Below are 19,540 nucleotides of genomic sequence, written 5' to 3'. Positions count from 1 at the left end.
TTCTTATGTACCTGACGATCCGCCACGACACGTCCTATCGTTATGAAGCGACTGTCCATTATTCGATCCAGCAATTGCGCCTGACGCCTGCCAACGGCGCTTCGCAGATGGTGCGGCGCTGGAGCATCGACGCGCCGGGCAAGCTCGACGCGGCCTTTGACGCCTACGGCAACGCGCTGCATACGCTCGTCATCAACAAGCCGCATAGCGAGATTCGCCTGCAGGTGTCGGGAGAGGTCGATACGATTGCGCTGATCGACGGCCGTCTTCCCGACGATGTCGGCGCGATTCCGCTCGAGCATTTCACCTGCGCGACGCGTCTGACTGAAGCCGACGCGGCGATCCGCGAACTCGCCGAATCTGTTCCGAGCCTCGCGAGCTCGGCGAATCTGATTGCGCTGTCCGAACGGATTGTGGAGCGCGTGAAGTACCACCCCGGCATCACCGAGGTGACCAGCACGGCCGGGCAGGCGCTTGCGCTCGGCAACGGCGTCTGTCAGGATCATGCGCACCTGATGCTTGCGTGCTGCCGCGCGCGTGGGATTCCGGCGCGCTACGTAAGCGGCTATATCGAACCGGGCGACGTGCCACATGCGGCGAGCCACGCATGGGTGGACGTGTGGCTCGACGGCACAGGCTGGATTTCCGTCGACGTGACGCACGCGGCCTTTGCCAGCGATATCTATTGCCGGCTCGCGGTCGCGCGCGACTACGAGGCTGCCGCGCCGGTGCGCGGCCGCCGGATCGGCGGACGGGAAGAACAACTGGATGTGTCGGTCACCGTGAGTGCGCAGATGTCTCAGTAGTTCGTTTGTGCGATCGCCTGTCGAGCGCGTGCGCCGCGGCGCGCCTCACGCCCGCTGCGAGGCGCGCGACGGCTCTCTTGACGCGCGCCAGCGCTCACAACTATTCGGATCGGACCCGGCGAGGCGGTAATACGGCATAAAGGCGCGTCTGCGCCGCATTACAATAGCGCCGTTCAGTCGTTTTTCGCGGGTACCTTTTCTATGACTTACTGTGTAGCGATGTCCGTCGACGAAGGACTCGTGTTCCTTTCGGATACGCGAACCAATGCGGGCGTCGACCACATCAGCACCGCGCGCAAGATGTCGGTGTTCGAGCAGCCGGGCGAACGCATGCTCGTGCTGCTGGGCGCCGGCAACCTGTCGCTCACGCAAGCGGTGCTGCACGAGTTGTCCGAGCCGACCGATGCGTCGCTGCCCACGCTATGGAGCGCGCCCACCATGGCCGACGCAGCCCGTGTGATCGGCCGCGCGGTGCGCTCGGTGCATCAGCGGGAGGCGCAAGCGCTGCAGGAATTCGGCGTCGACTTCAATTGCAGCTTCATTCTCGGCGGGCAGATTGCCGGCAACCGGCCGCGCCTCTTCATGATCTATGCGGCGGGCAACTTCATTGAAGCGTCGGCGGTGAACCCGTATTTCCAGATCGGCGAAGCGAAGTACGGCAAGCCGATTATCGATCGCGTGCTGACGCCGTCCACGCCGCTCGACGAGGCGGCGAAGTGCGCGCTGATTTCGATGGACTCCACATTGCGCTCGAACCTGTCGGTCGGGCTGCCGCTCGATCTGCTGGTCTACGAAAAAGACGCGCTGCGCGTCACGCGCTTCGTTTCGATCGACCACGACAACGCTTACTTCGAGATGATTCATCGCACGTGGGGCGAGCGGCTGCGTCAGGTGTTCGGCGAGATTCCCGATCCCGACTGGCAGGAATCGCCGGACGTGCCGGTGTTGCAGCGCGAGCGGGCGCTGGTGCTGCATCGCGCGCCGGTGGGGGCGGACGGCATCGAGCATGAACTCGACGCAAAGCCCGTGCAGACGTTGGCGCAGGCGGAGAAGGGCAAGGCGCAGCGGCGGTAGGAGGGGTTCGCGGCGGTTCGTGCACCGAGACCGCTGAATCTATTTCAGTCCTGACAAAGGTCGTCACGGGCCCACTTTTGGGGTGCGTCGGCGGCCTTTTCTGTTTGCGTTTCTGCCCGGCGTTGCTGACTGCACGCGAAAACCGGAGGACGAAAAAAAACCAGCCACCGGCTTTCGCCCGTGGCTGGTTTTGAACTGCGTAAGCTTCAGCAGTCCGTCAAGCTCGATTAGAACTTGTGGCGGATGCCCAGGCTGACCACTTCTTGCGAGCTGGAAGCCGAGTTGTAGCCGTACGAACCGACTGCCGCGCCTGCAGTGACCAGTGCGCCGTTCGAAGCGCGCTGATCGCCACTTGCGTGCTGATATGCGCCGACCAGGTAGATGTCCGTGCGCTTCGACAGGTTATAGTCGCCGCCCAGGGAGACCTGGTGATACGTTGCGCTCGCGTCGCCGCTAGCCTTCGTGTAGATATAGCCCACGCCAACCAGCATTGCCGGCGTTGCCTGGTAGCCCAGGTACGCGCCTACGACGTTGTACTTCTCGGTCGAACCGAAGCCCGACTGTGCGTCCGGCTTGTACTGCGCATTGCTGTAACGCACGTTGCCCGTGAACGGCCCCGCGACGTACTGAACGGCAACCGAAGCGATGCCGATCGACTTGGCGCTCACGTACGGGTTGATCTGGTTGTCGCCTGCGGTGCCATCCGACGTGCCGGTCCAGCCCGTACGGGTCGGAACCGTCGTGTGCGGGTTGTCCGCGCGGAAGTAGCCGGCTGCAATGCTGAACGGACCCGTCGAATACGTTGCCGCGCCCGACCACGTTTGGCCGGCACCCGTCGAACCTGCGACGCCGCCGAATGCGTACATACCTTCGAACTGCAAGCCGCCCCACACCGGCGAGGTGTACTTGACAGCGTTGTTCGTGCGCGACGTGTTGTCGTTGTTGTCCACGTCGCCCGGCGTCGTGAACGTCGAACCGAAGTAGTTGTCTGCCGTCAGCGGCTGGACCAGGTCAACCACCGGATCGTACTGACGACCCAGCGTGACCGTGCCCCACTGATCGCCGCTCAAACCGACATACGCCTGACGACCGAACATGCGGCCACCCTGGTTGAGCCGACCGTTGTTCGGATCAAAGCCGTTTTCCAATTGGAAAAGCGCCTTCAGACCGCCGCCCAGATCTTCCGTGCCCTTCAAGCCCCAGCGGCTGCCTTGCAGGTTGCCTGCAACCAGACCGACCTGATTCTTGTTGGCGCCCGTCGCGTCAACGGTGTTGTGCGCGAACTGGATCGATTCGTCGATCAAGCCATACAGGGTCACGCTGCTTTGAGCGTGTGCGGCGCCGGTGGCGCTCAGGAGCGCCAGCGAGAGGGTAGACAGTGCGATTCGTTTCATCCATTTCTCCACGCAGATGATTAGTTTACTTGTTGCGGAAAGGAGAATAGCTCACCGCGTCAATCGGCAAGAACTGGAAAAAAAAGAGTGTCGCCAAAAACTGACAACCGCGCAAAGCCTTGAATTTAAAGCCCGTTCGGGATTGTTGCCATTTTTGCAATATTGATTCATTGCGTTCGCACTATTGTTGTTTTGTTGACAGTGACGGTGTCGACCCACCCTGTTTGCGCATTTGTTTGTAGGCGTATTGTAATGAAGTTGCCTACGTTCACGCTTCGGGTTTGGGAGTGTGTCGGAAGGCCGCAACGGGTCCTGGCCAAAAGCGGACTAGACAGGCTTGACCGATTGTGGTCAGCGTGCACAAGAAAGGGGCAGCCGCTAGCGCGACCGCCAGGACCGGCCTCACTCTTTCCGCTCGATGTCGCCCTGGTTGTGGCGCGCCATGGCCGCCGCCGCGAGACCCGCCGCCGCGGCGAACACCACCGATTTCCACGGATGCTGGCGCACATAGCGATCGGCCGCGACGGCTTTGCGGCCCGCTCGAAGCAGCGTGACCGCCGCGATATGGGTCGCCCGCGCTTCCGCTGACACCATCGAGCGTCCAACCTGAAGGGCCGTCGCTCGCGCGGACGCCTTTTTTCGGTGTTGCGATCGCCCGCCGACCTCAGCCGACGATGCCGCTCCCCCTACCGCGAACGCCATGCCGGCGGCAGTGGCTGGCTCGCTGCCGTCGAACGCGTGTTCGTGCGCGTGCAACGCCAGGTTCGCCGGTACCGTCGACGCCGCGAGCACCGACGCGAGTTTCGCGCGGCTTCCCGGTGGCGAATCGGCCTGCATGGCCCAGCCGCCGCGCGGATCGTGCAGACGGGCGCGCGCGGCTGAAAATTCTGCGCCGAGTAGCAGCACTGCGGCCGAGAAGTACAGCCACATCAGCAGCACGGCAAGCGAACCGGCCGCGCCGAATGAACTCGCCATGCCGGCATGCGCGAGATACAGCGCAAACAGCTTCTTGCCCGCCGAAAACAGCACGGCCGCGACGGCCCCGCCGACCAGCGCATCGCGCCAACGCACCCTGGCGTCCGGCAGAAACTTGAGCAAGCCGGCAAACGCAAACGCCAGCACCACCAGACCGACGCCGAGTTGCAGCAGATTGCCGATCACGACATACGGCGAGTCGCCCCACAGCCATTTGCCGATGAACGTAATCACTGTGTCGAGCACCAGCGAAACGATCAGCAGGAACGCGACGCCGAGCACGAGCCCGAACGAAATCAGCCGCACGCGCACCAGCGCGATCACGCTCGACGTGCGCGGTCCAGTGTTCGGCCATACGACGTTGAGCGCGCTGTTCAGCGACGAGAACGTGGCTGAAGCGCCGATCGCCAGCATCGTGAACGAGATGATGGCCGCGATGCCGCCCGCGCTGCCACTGTGATGCGCATTCTCCACGATGGTCTGTACGCCTGCCGCGGCCTGGTCGCCGAGCAGTCCGTGGATGTGGTCGAACAGTTCGCCGCGCGCGGCCTCCGCGCCGAAGAACCAGCCGGCCACCGCGATCACCATGACGAGCGTCGGCGCGAGCGAGAAGGCGGCGTAGAACGCGATGCTGGCCGCCATCGCGGTGCAGCGGTCGTCGGCGAACTGCTTGAGCGCTCCGATCGCCCAGTTCGCCTGCGTGCGAGCCACCTGCTGGAGGTGCTCGGCGGAAAGCGTGTCGATGTCCATGGTCGAAGTCTCGATGGGTATGGGCGCCGGATAAGGCGTGCGCGAGCCGTTCAGGCCGGCCCGACGCAGTCTTCGCATCACTGTCTTTCGCAAACCCTGTGCCTGTCACTATAGCAAGCGGGGTCCGGTCGTGGTCCGCGCGGCGACGTGCGCGTGCCGCTAGAATGCGAGAGCTTTCTTCGTCTACTTTTATTGAGCGCCATGCACTCGCACGAACCCATCAAGCAGTTGGACGTGATTCCGGCGGAAGACCTCGCCGCATGTTTGCCCGCGCATGTTCTCGCGCAGTTGCCATCGCCGGGCGTGACGGTATTCGCGGTGACCGACGACGCGTCGGACACGGCCGCCTTCAGCGCGCGCTACGGCTTCGGCCTGGCAGATTGCGCGAATACGATCGTGGTGCGCTACAGGAAAGATGGCGGCGAGCACCACGCAGCGCTGATTTCGCTGGGGTCGTTGCGGCTCGACATCAACGGTGCGGTGAAGGCGGCGCTCGGCGCGCAACGGCTGTCGTTCGCGAGGCGCGAGGACGCAGTCGAACTCAGCGGAATGGAGTTAAGCGGCATTACGGCATTTGGCTTGCCACCGGACTGGCGTGTTCTTGTCGATGCCGCTGTGATGGAGCGTGCGCAGATCGTGATGGGGGCGGGTATCCGCGCGGCCAAGCTTCTGCTTGCGCCGGACGTGTTGCGTCAGTGGCCCCGCTGCGAGGTGGCTAACATGACGCTCGCGGCTGAATAGCTCTCAGGCAAACCCGACGCCCGCGCGGCTCAGCAAGCGCTGGTTACGCTCCGACAGGTTTTTCACGCGCAATTGCTTGCCGGCTTTGCGGTAACGCTCGTCAAGACCTTGCAACGCCGCCAGCGCCGAATGGTCGGCAAGCAGCAAATGACTGCAGTCGATCGTGACGTGTCCGGGATCCTGCTGCGGATCGAAAAGCTCATGAAAACGCGTGGTCGACGCGAAAAACAGCGTGCCGCGCGGCACGTAGGTTTTGTCGCCGGCGCGGTCTTCGACATATGCGTGGATTTCGCGTGCGTGCTGCCACGCGAAGTTCAACGCGGCAATGACGATGCCACACAACACGGCAATCGCCAGATCCGAGAACACCGTGATGATGGTGACCGCGACGATCACCAGCGCGTCGTTGCGCGGCACCTTGCCGAGCACGCGCAGCGACCCCCATGCGAAAGTCTGCTGCGCGACGACTAACATCACGCCGACTAGCGCCGCCAATGGAATGCGCTCGATCAGCGGCGACAGAAAGAGGATATACATCAGGATCATCACGCCGCTTACGATGCCGGACAGGCGCGAGCGTCCACCTGAGTTCAGATTGATCATGGTCTGGCCGATCATCGCGCAACCGCCCATGCCGCCGAACAGACCCGAAGCGATATTCGCCGCGCCCAACGCGAGACACTCGCGATTCGGCTGACCGCGAGTCTCGGTGATTTCGTCGGTCAGATTGAAGGTCAGCAGCGTTTCTAGCAGCCCGACAATGGCTATCAGCACCGCGTAGGGCAACACCAGTTGCAGCGTCTGCCAGTTCAGCGGCACGTCCGGCATATTGAAGCTGGGCAGACCGCCGGCAATATGCGCCATGTCGCCGAGCGTGCGCGTGGGCAGATGCAGCAGTTGGGCGAATACGCCCACGCCGACAATAGCGACTAGCGCAGGCGGCGCGGCACGTGTGATACGCGGCAGCACATAAACGATCAGCATGGTCAGCGCGACGAGACCGCACATCATCGCCAAGGCACTGCCGTGCAGCCATTGTTCGCCTTGCGGCGAGCCTTGCCTGAAGTGCGCGAGCTGCGCCGTGGCGATCACAATCGCGAGTCCGTTGACGAAGCCGAGCATCACCGGATGCGGGACCATGCGGATCAGTTTGCCGAGCCGCAATGCGCCGAACAGCGTCATGAGAATGCCGCTCAGTATCACGGTAGCGAGCAGATATTGCGCGCCGTGCTGGACGACCAGCGCCACGATGACGACTGCCATCGAACCGGCTGCGCCCGAGATCATTCCCGGACGGCCGCCGAACAGCGCTGTGATCGTGCAGATAAAAAATGCGCCGTACAGGCCCATCAGCGGGTTGAGGTGCGCGACCAGCGCGAAGGCGATGCATTCGGGCACGAGCGCGAACGACGAGGTCAGACCCGCGAGCACATTGCCGCGGATGGCGGAAAGCCTGGCAGGCCAACCGTGAGTGGAGCTAGCGGTATTCATCTTGAACGGGTGAGTTGCCGCGGCAAACGCTGCATCTGAGGATGCGCAAGGCCGGGCAATATGAGCGTCCCCGCCTGAGGGTTTCGATGGCGGGGAGTTTGCGAAAGGGTGGATTTTACAGCAGGTCAGTCATTTCGACGGGCAGCGCAAGTAGCACTGCGCGCCATGTGTGCAGATGAATGATGCAAAGGCCGCGCCACGCAGTCCGCGAGGCGGCTGCGTGGCGGTCATCCTGAGAGATCAGATCATCAGGCGCGAAACCTTTGTGCCTTCGAGCGATACACCAGCCATCAGGCCGCCGTTCGTGAGCACGAATGCTTCGACGGGGCTCGTTGCAGTCGAAGTATCGATTGCGCCGTTTGCGCCGACCTTCAGCAAGGCGACGGTCGCGTCCGCGCCCGCTGCCCAACCCTGGCTGCTGAGGAATTTGTCGAGCGCTTCCTGCGTCATGAACAGGAAGATAAGCGCTTTCGACTGCGCGCCGATCTGCAAGCCGAACGAGCCGGCCACCGTGCTGTAGTAGCCGGTTGTTTTGCCGCCCACGCGCAGCGCGCCTTCGCCGTATTGGCCGCCGACCCAGAAGCCCGCCGATATCACCGATGGGAACACCAGCACCCCGCGCGCTTTCGCCACGAGTTCGCGCGAGCCGCCGACGTTCGCGTACAGACGCGAAAGCGTCGAGTCGATACCCGCATTGATCGTGTCGCGCTTGCTGGCGTTGGCGGACGCCGACCCGCTCGAAGACGGAGACGTGGTGGTGCAACCGGCGAGGCCGAGACCCGCGGTAGCGAAAGCCGCGCCGGCCGTCGTGATGAATTGTCGTCTGCGCATGATAGTTGTCCTTTTACGTTATGGAACTGGCTTCTTTATCGATGGAACGGGAATGCCGTGACGCCGGCCGCAAACCAGCGTCCATGATAGAGCAGCATTTGCCGTGCCTGACACACGCCGCCCGCGCAGAGGCAGCATGGGTGCCAGTGAGGCGAGGAATCCGCGCCGGCCAGTGCGCGAATTCCTCGCTATGCAAGCGTTACGTGGCCGGGCGAATGTTCTGGTTATGGCAGAACAGGTTGTGCGGATCGTAGCGGCTTTTCACCGCGACGAGCCGTTCGTAGTTCGGCCCATAAGCATCGGCGATGCGGCCGGCCTCTTCCTGCGTCATGAAGTTGACGTAGACGCTGCCTAGCGCGAACGGCGCCGCCGAATCGAAGAACGCGCGCGCCCACGCGATACAACGTTCGTCGTCGGCCGGATCTTCCCAGCGGCCATGCACGTTCATCGCGTAGAGCGTGTCGCGGCTCGAATAAGCGGTTGCGTCGACGGCAACGCGCTGCGTTTGTCCGCCAATCTGCCCGAAAAAGATCTCGCATTGCGGAGAAGGCAGATTCTGGATCGACTGAAGGAGCGCCTCGATCAGGCCATCGTCGATGCCGGCGAGATTGTGCGATTTCCAGTAATTGCGCGATCCCGGCGCGAGCAGCGGATCGAAAGCCTGTTGCCACATCGCGTAGGGCATTTCGCCGAGATGTTCGCCGACCGGCGTGCCGAACGTTTTGACTTGCGCCACCGCGGACGGACCGTTCGCGGTCGGCCCCGTGTAGCACATCGCGAAGATGACTACCGGCTTTCCATGCACCTCCGCAGGGAGGAACGGTAGTGGCGGCGCGAGCCGCAGAACCGCCCATACGCTCAGATCGTCCGGCATGTCATTGGCCGCGACGCGATATTTGACGAGGGCGTCCCTTGCCTGATCGAGCGGCATGACGACAAGGCCGCCATACACCATCGGGCCTATCGGATGCAGCGCGAACTCGAATGATGTGACGACGCCGAAATTGCCGCCGCCACCACGAATCGCCCAGAACAGATCTTCATTCGATTCGGCGCTGGCGCGGAGCAACTCGCCGTCGGCGGTGACGACGTCCGCTGAAATCAGATTGTCCACCGTCATGCCGTATTTGCGGCTGAGCCAGCCGAATCCGCCGCCGAGCGTCAAGCCCGCGACTCCTGTAGTCGAATTGATGCCGAGCGGCGTGGCGAGTCCGAAGGCTTGCGCTTCATGATCGAAATCCGCGAGCGTTGAGCCGGGTTCCACGTATGCACGCCTCGCGACAGGATCGATACGCACGGATTTCATCAACGAAAAATCCAGCACCAGACCGTCGTCGCACAGCGCGCTGCCGGCGATGTTATGACCGCCGCCGCGCATCGCCAGAGGCAAATTGTTATCGCGCGCGAATGCCACGGCGCGACGCACGTCGGCGACACCGGCGCAACGCAGGATCATCGCCGGACGGCGGTCGATCATTGCATTCCAGATGCTGCGCGCGTCGTTGAAATTCGAATCCTCGGGCAGAACGAGCTGCCCACGTATAGCGTTTTTTAGTTCTTCGATGACGCTGCTCGACACTTGAGCCATGGCTTGTCTCCAGGGTTTTGTGAGGGCGCTCTTTGAGCACCGTTGGCTGACCAACGCAAACCGAAAGAATGCTGACAGGTTTGTTCTGCGTCCAGTAAACGGGGCTGTCTGGCTCAGTCAAACACAGGTATACCCGCGCTCGGCGCGCTGTTGTCGCGCAAGGCCGCACGGCGGGCGTGTGTGGGAATCTTTTCGGCTGCCAACGGCATGAGCGCCGAAAATGGTGCATGTGCTTGCGAAAAAGATCGCGTGAGGAAGTGTTGGGTATGGGTTTATTTGAGCGTTTTGCTACGACACGTATGAGGAAAGGATCGGCCGTGGTGCGCACGAAGCTTCAGCGCGGCACTTCGATTACCTTATCCTGTGCCACGACAAAAACCTTCTCGTCGCCAACTTGACCATCGTCGCGCGCACCCCCGGTAAAGCTGCCAAACGCAGGCAACACCCCGCATTGCGCTCCGAATCGAAAGCACGGCATGCGAACCGAATCGTTGCGCGTCGCGATTCGATAGACGGGATGCAAATGACCGGCGAGTGCATAAGCACCGTCGACCGTCTGCGGGTGGTGACACAGCGCCCAAGGTCCAATGCGCCACGGCTCCTGCACATACTCGACGCTCAGCAACTCCGGCAATGCGCCTGCATGCCGGTCATGGTTGCCTTCGACCAGCACGACCTGCAAATCCGCGTGCCGCGCGCGCCACACATGCAGCGCGTCGAGTGTCTCTTCAGCGTGAGCTTCGCGCGCGTGCAGCAGATCGCCGAGAAACACGAGCATGGCCGGTTCGAATCCGGCGATCAGGATATCGAGGCGCATCAGGTTGTCGGCAGTCGAACCGATCGGCACGGGAATGCCGCGCGCGCGGAACACGGCGTCCTTGCCAAAATGGGCATCGGCGACGAACAGACAACGCAGCGCGGGATCGAAGGCTGCGCGCAAGCTCGACAGCACGAGCGGGTGTCCGGCAATTTCAACTGGCAACGAGGCAGGTTTCATGTGCGAGCCGCCCTCTCGAGTTCCGCCAGCATCCGTTCAACGCGATCTGCGAGCTTTTCGGTGCTGACTTTTTCGCGCAAGCGTCCCACGATTAGCGGAAACGCGAACGGCGTCGCTTTCTTTGGGCGTGTGAGCACGAGGCGGCTGTCATTCATACGTTCGAGGGCGGCGCGAATGCGTTTGGCGTCGAGTTCCTGCAAGAGCACTTCGGCGTCGGCCTGATCGAGTAACAGATTACCGCTGTCGTGATTGCGAAATACCTCGTAGAACAGGCCACTGGAAGCCTGCAATTGCCGCGCGCTTTTTTGCTGTCCCGGATGTCCCTGAAACACGAGTCCCGAAACACGTGCAATTTCGCGGAAACGCCGCCGGGACAGTTCCGACGAATTCAGGCTCGCGAGAATGTCGTGATCCAGTTCTTCCGGCGACAGTAAACCGCTCTCGAATTCCGCGGCCCAATCGAATGGTTGCGCGGACAACAGCTCGAAACCATAGTCGTTCATCGAAATAGAAAAGGTGCCCGGTTTCTCGCGGGCAACCCGCCATGCCAGCAACGCGCCCAGGCCGATATGTGCGATGCGCCCCGCAAACGGATAACAAAAAAAGTGATGCCCTTCGCGCGATCTGAGTACTTCGGCGACGAGCACGCCAGGCTCCGGCAACGCCGACCACTTCTGCTGCAATTCCAGCAGCGGCCGAACGGCGCGCATTTCCGGCTCATCATAGATGCCGTTGGCGGCGCGCGCGAGCATGGTCAGTGTGGCGTCGGCGAGTTCCGACGAGAGCGGCATGCGGCTGCCCGCCCATTGCGGCATCGCTCCACGCGAGGACGTGGCGCGCTTGACCCACGCGGTCATGTCCTGCACGCGAATCAGTTCGAGCGCGCGTCCGCCGAAGGTGAAGATATCGCCCGGTTTGAGCCGCGAAATAAATGACTCTTCTATTGCGCCGATACGTCCGCCCCCGAGATAAGCGACATTCAACGTGCCGTTCGCGACGATCGTCCCGACGTTGTTACGATGCCGCCGCACCAGATCTTCGCGCGGCACACGGTAGAGTCCGTCGCTTTCGCGCACCACGCGATGATAGTCCGGGTACGCGCGCAGCGCGGTGCCGCCGCCTTCGACGAAACCTAACGCCCAATCGAATTCGCTCTGCGTCAGATGCCGGTAGGCATAGGTGCTGCGAATTTCAACATACAGTTCGTGCGCGTCGAAGCCGCCGCCTATCGCCACGGTCACGAGATGCTGCACCAGCACGTCGAACGGCTTTTCGGGCGTTTCCCGGCCTTCTATTTGCCGCTTGTCAACGGCCTCGCGTGCAGCGGCCGCTTCGACGAGTTCGAGCGCATGCGTGGGCACGATCGTCACGCGCGACGGACGCCCCGGCGCGTGGCCCGAGCGGCCGGCGCGCTGCATCAAACGCGCGACGCCTTTTGGCGAGCCGATCTGGAACACGCGCTCAACGGGCAGAAAGTCGACGCCGAGATCAAGGCTCGATGTGCATACAACCACTTTCAGCAGGCCACTCTTCAAGCCGCGCTCAACCCATTCGCGCACTTCCTGATCGAGCGAACCATGATGCAATGCAATGGCGCCGGCCCATTGGGGCCGCGCTTCGAGCAGCGCCTGATACCAGACTTCGCATTGCGAACGCGTGTTGGTGAATACAAGCGATGTGTGCGCCTCGCCGATTGCATCGGCCACCGCTTGCACCTGGCGCATGCCCATATGACCGCCCCACGGAAATCGCTCGATGGTCTCGGGAATAACCGTATCGACGATCAACGCCTTGGGCAAATTACCGTGCACGCTGACGCGTGGCGTGTTGACCGGCGCGAGCAAGACATCGGCTGCGAAGGGAAGGTTGCCGAGCGTTGCCGACAAACCCCACACCTGCAATTCGGGCCGCCAATGCGCGAGGCGCGCCACGGCCAGTTGCGTTTGCGTGCCGCGCTTGTTGCCGAGCAGCTCATGCCATTCGTCGACGATCACAAGTCTCACGTGCGAAAGTACTTCGCGCGCGTCGGGCCTTGTGAGCATGAGCGACAGGCTTTCGGGCGTCGTCACCAGCGCGGACGGCATGCGCCGGTTTTGCCGTGCGCGTTCGGCGGTGGACGTGTCGCCGGTTCGCAAGCCCACGGTCCATGGCACGGCGAGTTCGACCGCCGAGCTTTGCAATGCGCGGGCGGTGTCGGCGGCGAGCGCACGCATTGGCGTGATCCAGAGAACCGTGAGCGGCTCGGGTTGCGTGCTCGTGCGTTTGCGTGTGGATGCGGACTTCGATACGGATGGCGTGCCCGGCGCGAATGCTGCGAGCGCGCCGAACCAGACGGCCCACGTCTTGCCCGCGCCGGTGGTCGCATGCAGCAAACCACTGGCGCCTCGTCCTATTTCGCGCCAGACGTCGCGCTGAAAATCGAACGGTTGCCAGCGGCGTGCTTCAAACCACGCGTGAAGTTTGTCCGCGAAAGGGCGGCGCGCCGCATCTTCGTCGATGGCGAACGGCAGCGGCTCGAACGCGGGTTCGCGCGCGTCGAGACGCGCCTGCTGCTCGCGGCTGCGCGGAATGCGCCGTGGGCGGGGCGCGCGGCGCTGCGCCGGCATGACCGAAGGCGACGGCACGTCGTGTTTGTCGGGATCGACCGGCTCGTTCATCGAAAGCGCTCGTTAGCATCGGGTCGCACGGCGGCGATTGCTCGCAGTGCATCTTCTATGTGGACCGTGCGGGCACGTCGCCGGTTCACGACATCCTGGCACTGACACGCGCATGCCGTCCGTGTTTAAATGCCGTGGCTTCACGCGCGCCGGATTTCAGGCCGTCGGCAATCGCGTCGGCGCTCAACCCGCGTTTGATTCAATAACGGAGTTTACGGTGGACAACAACACGGCATCGTTGCCTCAAGTGTCATTGCAAATCGCGGCCGCGCAGGCACAACCGGTTTGCGGAGACGTGACGGCGAACATCGCCAAAACGGTCGAATTGACCGGCCTTGCCGCTGACCGCGGCGCGAGACTGGTGGTTTTTCCCGAGAAGTTCCTGAGCGGCTACGAACCCGGCCTGATTGCCGGCGACCCTGGCCGATATGCGTTCGAGGTGTCCGATGCGCGCCTCGATCCAATCCGCGAAGTTTGCCGCGAGCGCGGCATTGCGGCGATTGTCGGCGCGGCCACTCGCGGTGTGGACGGTTTGCATATTTCGTCGCTCGTATTCGATCGTCGCGGCGAAGATGTTAAGCCGTATCACAAGCAGTATCTGTATAGCGGCGAAACGGAAATGTACCGGCCAGGCACGCGAGGCTGCATCCTCGAACTCGACGGATGGCGGCTCGCACTCGGCGTCTGCTACGACTCGGGCTTTCCCGAGCACGCGCGCCTTGCGGCGGTCAATGGAGCGCACGCCTATCTGGTGAGTGGGTTATTCAGCGTCAAGTCCGGCTATCACCAGTCGCGCATCTGGTTTCCCGCACGCGCTTTCGACAACACACTGTACGTGCTCCTGTCGAATCATATCGGCACTACCGGCGGCTGGGACACGTGCGGTGCTAGCGCGATCTGGGGTCCCTACGGCGATGCGATAGCGCAAGCGAGCCGCGACCGCGAAGAAGTGATTACCGCGCTACTTGACCCCGCGTCGCTCGCGAATGTCCGCGAACGGGAAACGGCACTCGCGGACTTTATCGCGCGTGGCGATGCGCCTGCGGGCAACTATGAAGTACTGCGTCTGGATTGACTGCGCGCTGCATTCGTTGCGCTAGAATGAGCTGTACTACCCATCTGGAGATTCGTTTTGAAATCTATCGTTGCACTGCTCGCCGCTACTGTTCTTTCTTCCACGGCAATGGCTGCCGCTCCCACTACCGAAAAGCTGCCTTCAGGCGTGGTTGTCGAGCACCTGGTGCAGGGCACCGGCGCCCAACCGGCTGCCGCCGATGTCGTTAAGGTCAACTATCGCGGCACGCTCGCCAACGGCGCCGAATTCGACAGCTCCGCGAAGCATGGCGGCCCCGCAACGTTCCCGCTCAATCGCGTGATTCCCTGCTGGACGCAAGGCGTCCAGACTATGAAAGTGGGCGGCAAAGCCAAACTGACTTGCCCGGCCGCTACCGCTTACGGCAGCCGTGGCGTCGGCACCATTCCGCCGAACAGCGACCTGACGTTCGAAGTCGAACTGGTCGACGTCGTGAAATAAGGCGGCGTGAAGTGCGCTGAAATCGAGCCCCGCTATCACACAGCGGGGCTTTTTTTGTGGCTATCGCAGTGGCCAACGGCCGGCGCTCACTGTACCGCTGCCACCGGCGGCTTGCGGTCGAGTACCTGAATTTGCAGTGGAATGGGCGCATGAAAGTGACCGATCTGTCTTTACGCGCTTTGACCAAGCTTGAAAGACGAAACAGCGGCATCTATTTTTAAAGTCCCGGCACACTCGCTCGTTTACCAATGCCGCTGTCATTCATCGTGCATCAGGAGCGTCTGCCATGAATATCGACTTTCACTACGGCGTGATCTATATCGTCGCCCGGATTGGCGGAATGACTCCCAGCCAGGCGCTCACCGTCGCTCATGCCTGCCAGTATGTCGACGACGCAACCACGTCGGGCATCCTTCGTTTTCACGGTGGGGAAACGTTCGAACGCTTCGCCACCGCACACAAGATGTTCGACTACGCCAACACCGTCAGCGATCAGAACCGGCTCGTGTGGGCGCCGTTTCATTTTCTGCCGGCAGGACAGGGCGAAACGCTCGAGGAAAAGGCCGTGTGCCGAGCGGACAGCGCAGTTGCGCGCGAGGTCGTGCGGCGCGCAATCCGGCAGCGCGACACGGAGACCGGCTTGCATCGTCTCGGCGTCACGCTTCATACGTATGTCGACACGTGGGCGCATCAGGGATTCGCGGGCATAGAAAGTCCGGGGAATCGGGTTCATTCGCTGGAGGCGCAAGACTGCACGCCCATGGGCTGGCTTGCCAACCTCACGCTCGCGATGCAGCACCTGATCCAGCATGTCGAGGAAGACGTACTGACTCTGGCTCTGCCGGTCGGCCACGGCGCTGCTTTGCACTACCCCGATCAGCCGTGGGCTAAATGGCATTACATCGACGGCAGGAACATGTTGGTAAAGAGACACAACTTGCCCGAATTCGTCCAGGCAGCCGAAATGGCGTGTCGGGCGGTGCGCGCGTATGTGGCCGGGCGGGAAGACTTCGAAAACGAGGAGGGAATGCCGGCAAACGTGAAAGAGGCGCTCACCGAATTGCTCGATACTAACCGTATCATGGATGACAACCAGCGGCTCCGCGCAATCTGCGAGGTGATAAAGACGGGTGGCATTCCCGGCTTGAAAGAGCCGATCCCTGACTATGTGCCCAAAGGAATCGGCTCGTGGAAGTACAAAGCCACCGGTCTGCGCTCTGACGACGACACCGGCGATAAGCCACTATGGACCGAGGCGTTTGAGAAGAGCGATTACCGGCTCTTTCACGACGCGGTAAAAGAGCACCGCTTCGTGACGACCCAGGAAGTCTTGCCGGCTTACGGCTTACGAATTGCATGACGCATTGGCGTGAGAGACAGCAGCGTTCCCGTGCCGACCGCCGCCCAGGCGAGCGCGGCCGCCCCGAGGGCGGCCATCATATGACTGACTTCAGCTAGAAGTACAGTTCCTTGAGTCGCTCAAAGTGGCGCGAATCCCGTGTCGTTTCAATAGCCCCAGCGGTCACGTTCGCGCCATCCGTGTTCGCGCCAATGTTCGCGACGCCATTCGCGTTCCCGCCATTCGCGGCGTTCGCGCCACTCGCGTTCCCGCCAGCCGTCGCGCTCGCCGTAATTGCCGTAGCCCACTACAACCGGAGCGGGACCATAGGCAACCGGCGGCGCCGCATAGACAGACGGCGGCGCATAGACGCCGACCGGAATGCCGACGCCGACGGCCAGATTCACCTGTGCCGAAGCGGCCGACGATGCCGCCAGAACTGCCAGACCGAGTGCCGCGCCAACGATCTTCCTGTTCATTTCCCTTCTCCTTGCACTTGAAGTGCGGTGCCAAAGCTTTGTCTCGATGGACGGTTCGAAGTGTAGAAGCGCTCCACGGACACAGGTGAAACAGCGCTGCGAGATTGGTAACGCACGGTTACCGGCCAAAGCGGCGTCAAAAAATGAATCCGGAGGCTTTGAATCTCCGAATGCCTGGCTATAGTAGAAGCGGCTATTGCGGCAACGCACAGTGGCCGCCTTTCTGATCTGTATTGGCCACGGGGAACCGACATGACGCCATCGAATGCTGCGATCTATCAGTCCCAGACTTGCACGCCCGAGTCATTGCGAACGCTGGCGGGCTACCTCGAACTGGCGCTCGACGAGGGCGAAAGCGTCGTCCTGATGAGGATCGGCACACACGTGCGAAGCGTGTACATCGGCGATCCGTCTGGCGCTCTGGAAGATTTGCACGACGAGGGTGTCGTGCCGGCGCAGCAGGCAGACGAGATGCTGGCCTTGACGAGAATAGGGCTTAACCGGATCACCGCCGATGACCAGCAGTACCGCTTTTTGCGCAGCGTCAGATATATTGCCGACCGTCAGGTGGTGGTTTTTACGCCAACCTGAGCAGTGCGGAAACAATTGGAAAGATTGAAGAGAAAGCGACTAAAGCGAAAAAGAAGAGAGCCGGAATACGAAAAGGCAAAAAAGATCAAGAGAGCGCGGAGAACGAAGGCATGCAAAAGGCGTCTATCGAGTACGTCAAAGAAAGTTTCGTACTCCGGTACGCGCAGCGGAAATAGACTGGGGGTTTTTACGGTCACGCGACTATGCCTTTCTGACGCTATTCATGGCATAGTTCGATCGATTACCACATAAGGAGCAATCAAATGCCCACGTTAGAGCAAATCCAGGCAAAACTTAAGAAGCTCCAGGCGCAAGCTGACATCCTTATTGCAAGGAAAGCACAAGTCGCAATCGACCAGATTCGCGACTTGATGCTCAAGCACGGCCTGACCACCGCGGATATCGAAGCCAAAGCGAAAGCGAAGCGGGCTGCCAATAGCCTCAATGGCCATGCAGCAAGCGGTATGGAAAAGACCGCCGCAGCCGGCGCGAAGGTGCCCAAGTATCGCGATCATAAAACCGGCGCGACCTGGACTGGCCACGGCCGCGCGCCTGGTTGGATTGCCGGCGCGAAAGACCGGACTGCGTTCCTGATCGACGGCGCGAGCGAATCAAAGTCATCGGCTAAGGTTGTCGCCAGTGGCGCGAAAAGCAAAGGTCAGCCGAAAGGCGCGCAGCCGCCCAAGTATCGCCATCCGACCACCGGCGCGACCTGGAGCGGACGCGGTCCGGCGCCCGCATGGCTCGCGGCCGTGAAGGACCGTACCAGGTTTCTGATCGACAGCGGCGCAACGCCGACGGCGAGCGGCGTGGGCCAGAAAGCAGCGGGTAAGGCCGGCAAGGTGAAATCCGCGGCGACGAGCGGCGCGGTCAGCAAGAAGGCCGTGGCGAGAAAGGTCGTGGCGAAAAAGGCCAAGGCGGGCACGCAATCGGTAGTGGCAAAGAAAGCCGCCGCAAAGCCGGGAGCGAACAAAACCACTGCGCGAAAGACCGCCGCGAAAAAAGCAGCAACGAAAGTGGCAAGCAAAGCGCCGGGTCGCAAGCGGGCCTCGAAAACGGAAGCCCCGGCAGTGAGCGCGGTAGCCCCGCAAGCTTCGACCGTACAAGCGAACGCGTGAGCGCACTGGACTAGCGAAGTACATGACCAGCGCGCTTGAATCATCCCGGCAGGAGGACCAGGTCGTCCTGCTGGAGTCTGTTCCTCACCCCGCAGCCGATGCGGCCGAACCGTTCATCGTCGCCAGCGATCGGCGGGTGATTCTCGCTTATCCGATTGCGGAATCCGACTTTGAGCGGTTTGGTCCGTTCGATTCGGACGACGACCCTTTCTGTGCAGTGCTATTTCCCGACACGGTGTTTCATCGGCTAGGGCCGCCGGGCGACCGCGATCTCGACGTTCATCCGCTCGCGTCGCAAGGTCTTGTCGCCTATTCGGTTCACGAAGTCATTAATTCGTCTCTTGCCGACGAGCTTTCGGCAGTCGCATCGGCGGGATTCGCTCAACGCCATTTCGTCATCACGTTTCAGGAGTCGACTTTCGAGTGCGTGGCGTCCGACTACACCGTGGTCGGCGTATACGGCGCGGCCGAAATTGCGAGCCGCGAAGCGTTTTCGCTGGTACGGTAGGCCGATCAGCTCGATTACGCCGGAAGGGCGATAGAACAGCTGGGGCGTTCTGCTTTTAGTCGGACGCTAATTGCCCGGATCGAGTACTGGCTGATCCGGCGCCGCGAGCGTTTTATAGGGCAATTGCGCGGCATGCGGGTTCGTCGTCGTATCGTCGATAACCCGTTCGACGTCTGCCGTTTTAGCGAGTTCGGTCAGAAACGCCGGCTTATCGAAACCCGCTGCCACGCAGCCTTGCACATAGATGAAGCGCCGTTGCAGCGTAAGCCACAGCGTCGACTGTTCGCGCCAGTGCGTCGCGGCATTGATGTTGGCAAGACGCCGCTGCACGGCATCGGCGATTTCCGCGTCGTATAGATAGGAATTCGATAGACGGCAGCGGCCTTCTATCCAGCAATTGTTGCCGCGTTCAATGCGGTAATGGCTGTCGCCAAGCCATTCCTGTTCTGTTTCTAGCGGTCCCAACGGCACCGGACATCCGGTAATCGCTTTCGATATCTGAAAGAACGGATCATGCCCGCGATTGATGCGTTGTTCATCGGCGTAAGCGCGAGGCGGCAATGGACCGAAAGACAGCCATAGACATAAAGTCGCGCAATTCAATACGCCCGCTGGCCTCGGCATTAATCGTCTCATCGTCGTTGTCTCCACGTGGTGCGCAGCGACA

The 19,540-nt window shown here is 61.8% G+C and carries 18 protein-coding genes; 9 read left to right on the top strand and 9 right to left on the bottom strand.

Annotation, left to right across the window (positions count from 1 at the left end):
* The first annotated feature begins 5 nt into the window (after positions 1–5).
* Both C0Z16_RS14245 and C0Z16_RS14240 read left to right on the top strand, forming a co-directional pair.
* Positions 6–806, top strand: a complete 801-nt coding sequence (locus tag C0Z16_RS14245; RefSeq protein ID WP_102632786.1) for a transglutaminase family protein — start codon at positions 6–8, stop codon at positions 804–806.
* A 201-nt stretch (positions 807–1,007) separates the two neighbouring features.
* Positions 1,008–1,880 (top strand): proteasome-type protease, encoded by an 873-nt coding sequence (locus tag C0Z16_RS14240; protein ID WP_102632785.1) that lies wholly within the window; start codon positions 1,008–1,010, stop codon positions 1,878–1,880.
* Between the two features lie 227 nt (positions 1,881–2,107).
* On the opposite strand, the gene C0Z16_RS14235 is transcribed toward C0Z16_RS14240, so the two are convergent.
* Together C0Z16_RS14235 and C0Z16_RS14230 are read right to left on the bottom strand one after the other, a co-directional pair.
* The gene (locus C0Z16_RS14235; RefSeq protein ID WP_102632784.1) at positions 2,108–3,274 is read right to left on the bottom strand and encodes a porin; all 1,167 of its coding nucleotides are present in this window, start codon (positions 3,272–3,274) and stop codon (positions 2,108–2,110) included.
* Positions 3,275–3,676: 402 nt separating this feature from the next.
* Positions 3,677–4,999: a YihY/virulence factor BrkB family protein gene (locus C0Z16_RS14230; protein ID WP_102632783.1), complete on the bottom strand. Its 1,323-nt coding sequence runs from the start codon at positions 4,997–4,999 to the stop codon at positions 3,677–3,679.
* Between the two features lie 201 nt (positions 5,000–5,200).
* Between C0Z16_RS14230 and C0Z16_RS14225 the strand changes: the two genes are divergently transcribed.
* Positions 5,201–5,740, top strand: a complete 540-nt coding sequence (locus tag C0Z16_RS14225; protein ID WP_102632782.1) for a YbaK/EbsC family protein — start codon at positions 5,201–5,203, stop codon at positions 5,738–5,740.
* Positions 5,741–5,743: 3 nt separating this feature from the next.
* On the opposite strand, the gene C0Z16_RS14220 is transcribed toward C0Z16_RS14225, so the two are convergent.
* The 5 genes from C0Z16_RS14220 to C0Z16_RS14200 all read right to left on the bottom strand — a co-directional run bounded on the left by C0Z16_RS14220 (position 5,744) and on the right by C0Z16_RS14200 (position 13,304).
* Positions 5,744–7,231 carry a SulP family inorganic anion transporter gene (locus C0Z16_RS14220; protein ID WP_102632781.1) on the bottom strand — a complete coding sequence of 496 codons (1,488 nt, stop codon included), beginning with the start codon at positions 7,229–7,231 and terminating at the stop codon, positions 5,744–5,746.
* Between the two features lie 240 nt (positions 7,232–7,471).
* Positions 7,472–8,062: a BPSL1445 family SYLF domain-containing lipoprotein gene (locus C0Z16_RS14215; RefSeq protein ID WP_102632780.1), complete on the bottom strand. Its 591-nt coding sequence runs from the start codon at positions 8,060–8,062 to the stop codon at positions 7,472–7,474.
* Positions 8,063–8,261: 199 nt separating this feature from the next.
* On the bottom strand, positions 8,262–9,650 hold the full coding sequence (locus C0Z16_RS14210) for an FAD-binding oxidoreductase (protein ID WP_102632779.1): 1,389 nt from the start codon (positions 9,648–9,650) through the stop codon (positions 8,262–8,264).
* 334 nt (positions 9,651–9,984) lie between these two features.
* Positions 9,985–10,647 carry a ligase-associated DNA damage response endonuclease PdeM gene (gene pdeM, locus C0Z16_RS14205; RefSeq protein WP_102632778.1) on the bottom strand — a complete coding sequence of 221 codons (663 nt, stop codon included), beginning with the start codon at positions 10,645–10,647 and terminating at the stop codon, positions 9,985–9,987.
* On the bottom strand, positions 10,644–13,304 hold the full coding sequence (locus C0Z16_RS14200) for a ligase-associated DNA damage response DEXH box helicase (protein WP_102632777.1): 2,661 nt from the start codon (positions 13,302–13,304) through the stop codon (positions 10,644–10,646). The genes pdeM and C0Z16_RS14200 overlap by 4 nt, the downstream gene beginning before the upstream one ends.
* A 217-nt stretch (positions 13,305–13,521) precedes the next feature.
* On the opposite strand from C0Z16_RS14200, the gene C0Z16_RS14195 reads away from it, so the two are divergent.
* The 3 genes from C0Z16_RS14195 to C0Z16_RS14185 all read left to right on the top strand — a co-directional run bounded on the left by C0Z16_RS14195 (position 13,522) and on the right by C0Z16_RS14185 (position 16,198).
* Positions 13,522–14,379 carry a carbon-nitrogen hydrolase family protein gene (locus C0Z16_RS14195; protein ID WP_102632844.1) on the top strand — a complete coding sequence of 286 codons (858 nt, stop codon included), beginning with the start codon at positions 13,522–13,524 and terminating at the stop codon, positions 14,377–14,379.
* Positions 14,380–14,436: 57 nt separating this feature from the next.
* Entirely contained in the window at positions 14,437–14,838 is a 402-nt protein-coding gene (locus tag C0Z16_RS14190) for an FKBP-type peptidyl-prolyl cis-trans isomerase (protein ID WP_102632776.1), read from the top strand.
* 286 nt (positions 14,839–15,124) lie between these two features.
* Positions 15,125–16,198 carry a DUF6765 family protein gene (locus C0Z16_RS14185; RefSeq protein ID WP_102632775.1) on the top strand — a complete coding sequence of 358 codons (1,074 nt, stop codon included), beginning with the start codon at positions 15,125–15,127 and terminating at the stop codon, positions 16,196–16,198.
* Positions 16,199–16,344: 146 nt separating this feature from the next.
* Here the strand turns inward: C0Z16_RS14185 and C0Z16_RS14180 are convergent, their stop codons facing one another.
* A complete protein-coding gene (locus C0Z16_RS14180; RefSeq protein ID WP_102632774.1) occupies positions 16,345–16,656 on the bottom strand; it encodes a hypothetical protein in 312 nt (103 codons plus the stop codon).
* A 252-nt stretch (positions 16,657–16,908) separates the two neighbouring features.
* Here C0Z16_RS14180 and C0Z16_RS14175 point away from each other — a divergent pair, with 252 nt between their 5' ends.
* From C0Z16_RS14175 to C0Z16_RS14165, 3 genes are all read left to right on the top strand, one after another.
* Positions 16,909–17,247, top strand: a complete 339-nt coding sequence (locus tag C0Z16_RS14175) for a hypothetical protein (RefSeq protein ID WP_102632773.1) — start codon at positions 16,909–16,911, stop codon at positions 17,245–17,247.
* A gap of 263 nt (positions 17,248–17,510) precedes the next feature.
* Complete coding sequence (locus tag C0Z16_RS14170) at positions 17,511–18,365, top strand: H-NS family nucleoid-associated regulatory protein (protein WP_102632772.1); 855 nt, start codon at positions 17,511–17,513, stop codon at positions 18,363–18,365.
* A gap of 22 nt (positions 18,366–18,387) precedes the next feature.
* Positions 18,388–18,873 carry a hypothetical protein gene (locus C0Z16_RS14165; RefSeq protein ID WP_102632771.1) on the top strand — a complete coding sequence of 162 codons (486 nt, stop codon included), beginning with the start codon at positions 18,388–18,390 and terminating at the stop codon, positions 18,871–18,873.
* A 66-nt stretch (positions 18,874–18,939) separates the two neighbouring features.
* Here the strand turns inward: C0Z16_RS14165 and C0Z16_RS14160 are convergent, their stop codons facing one another.
* Positions 18,940–19,497, bottom strand: a complete 558-nt coding sequence (locus tag C0Z16_RS14160; protein WP_244201237.1) for a hypothetical protein — start codon at positions 19,495–19,497, stop codon at positions 18,940–18,942.
* Positions 19,498–19,540 lie beyond the last annotated feature (43 nt).

Source organism: Paraburkholderia rhynchosiae, assembly GCF_002879865.1.
Lineage (GTDB): Bacteria > Pseudomonadota > Gammaproteobacteria > Burkholderiales > Burkholderiaceae > Paraburkholderia > Paraburkholderia rhynchosiae.
The sequence above is the reverse complement of the archived record's forward strand: the minus strand, read 5'-3'. Positions and strand labels throughout refer to the sequence as shown.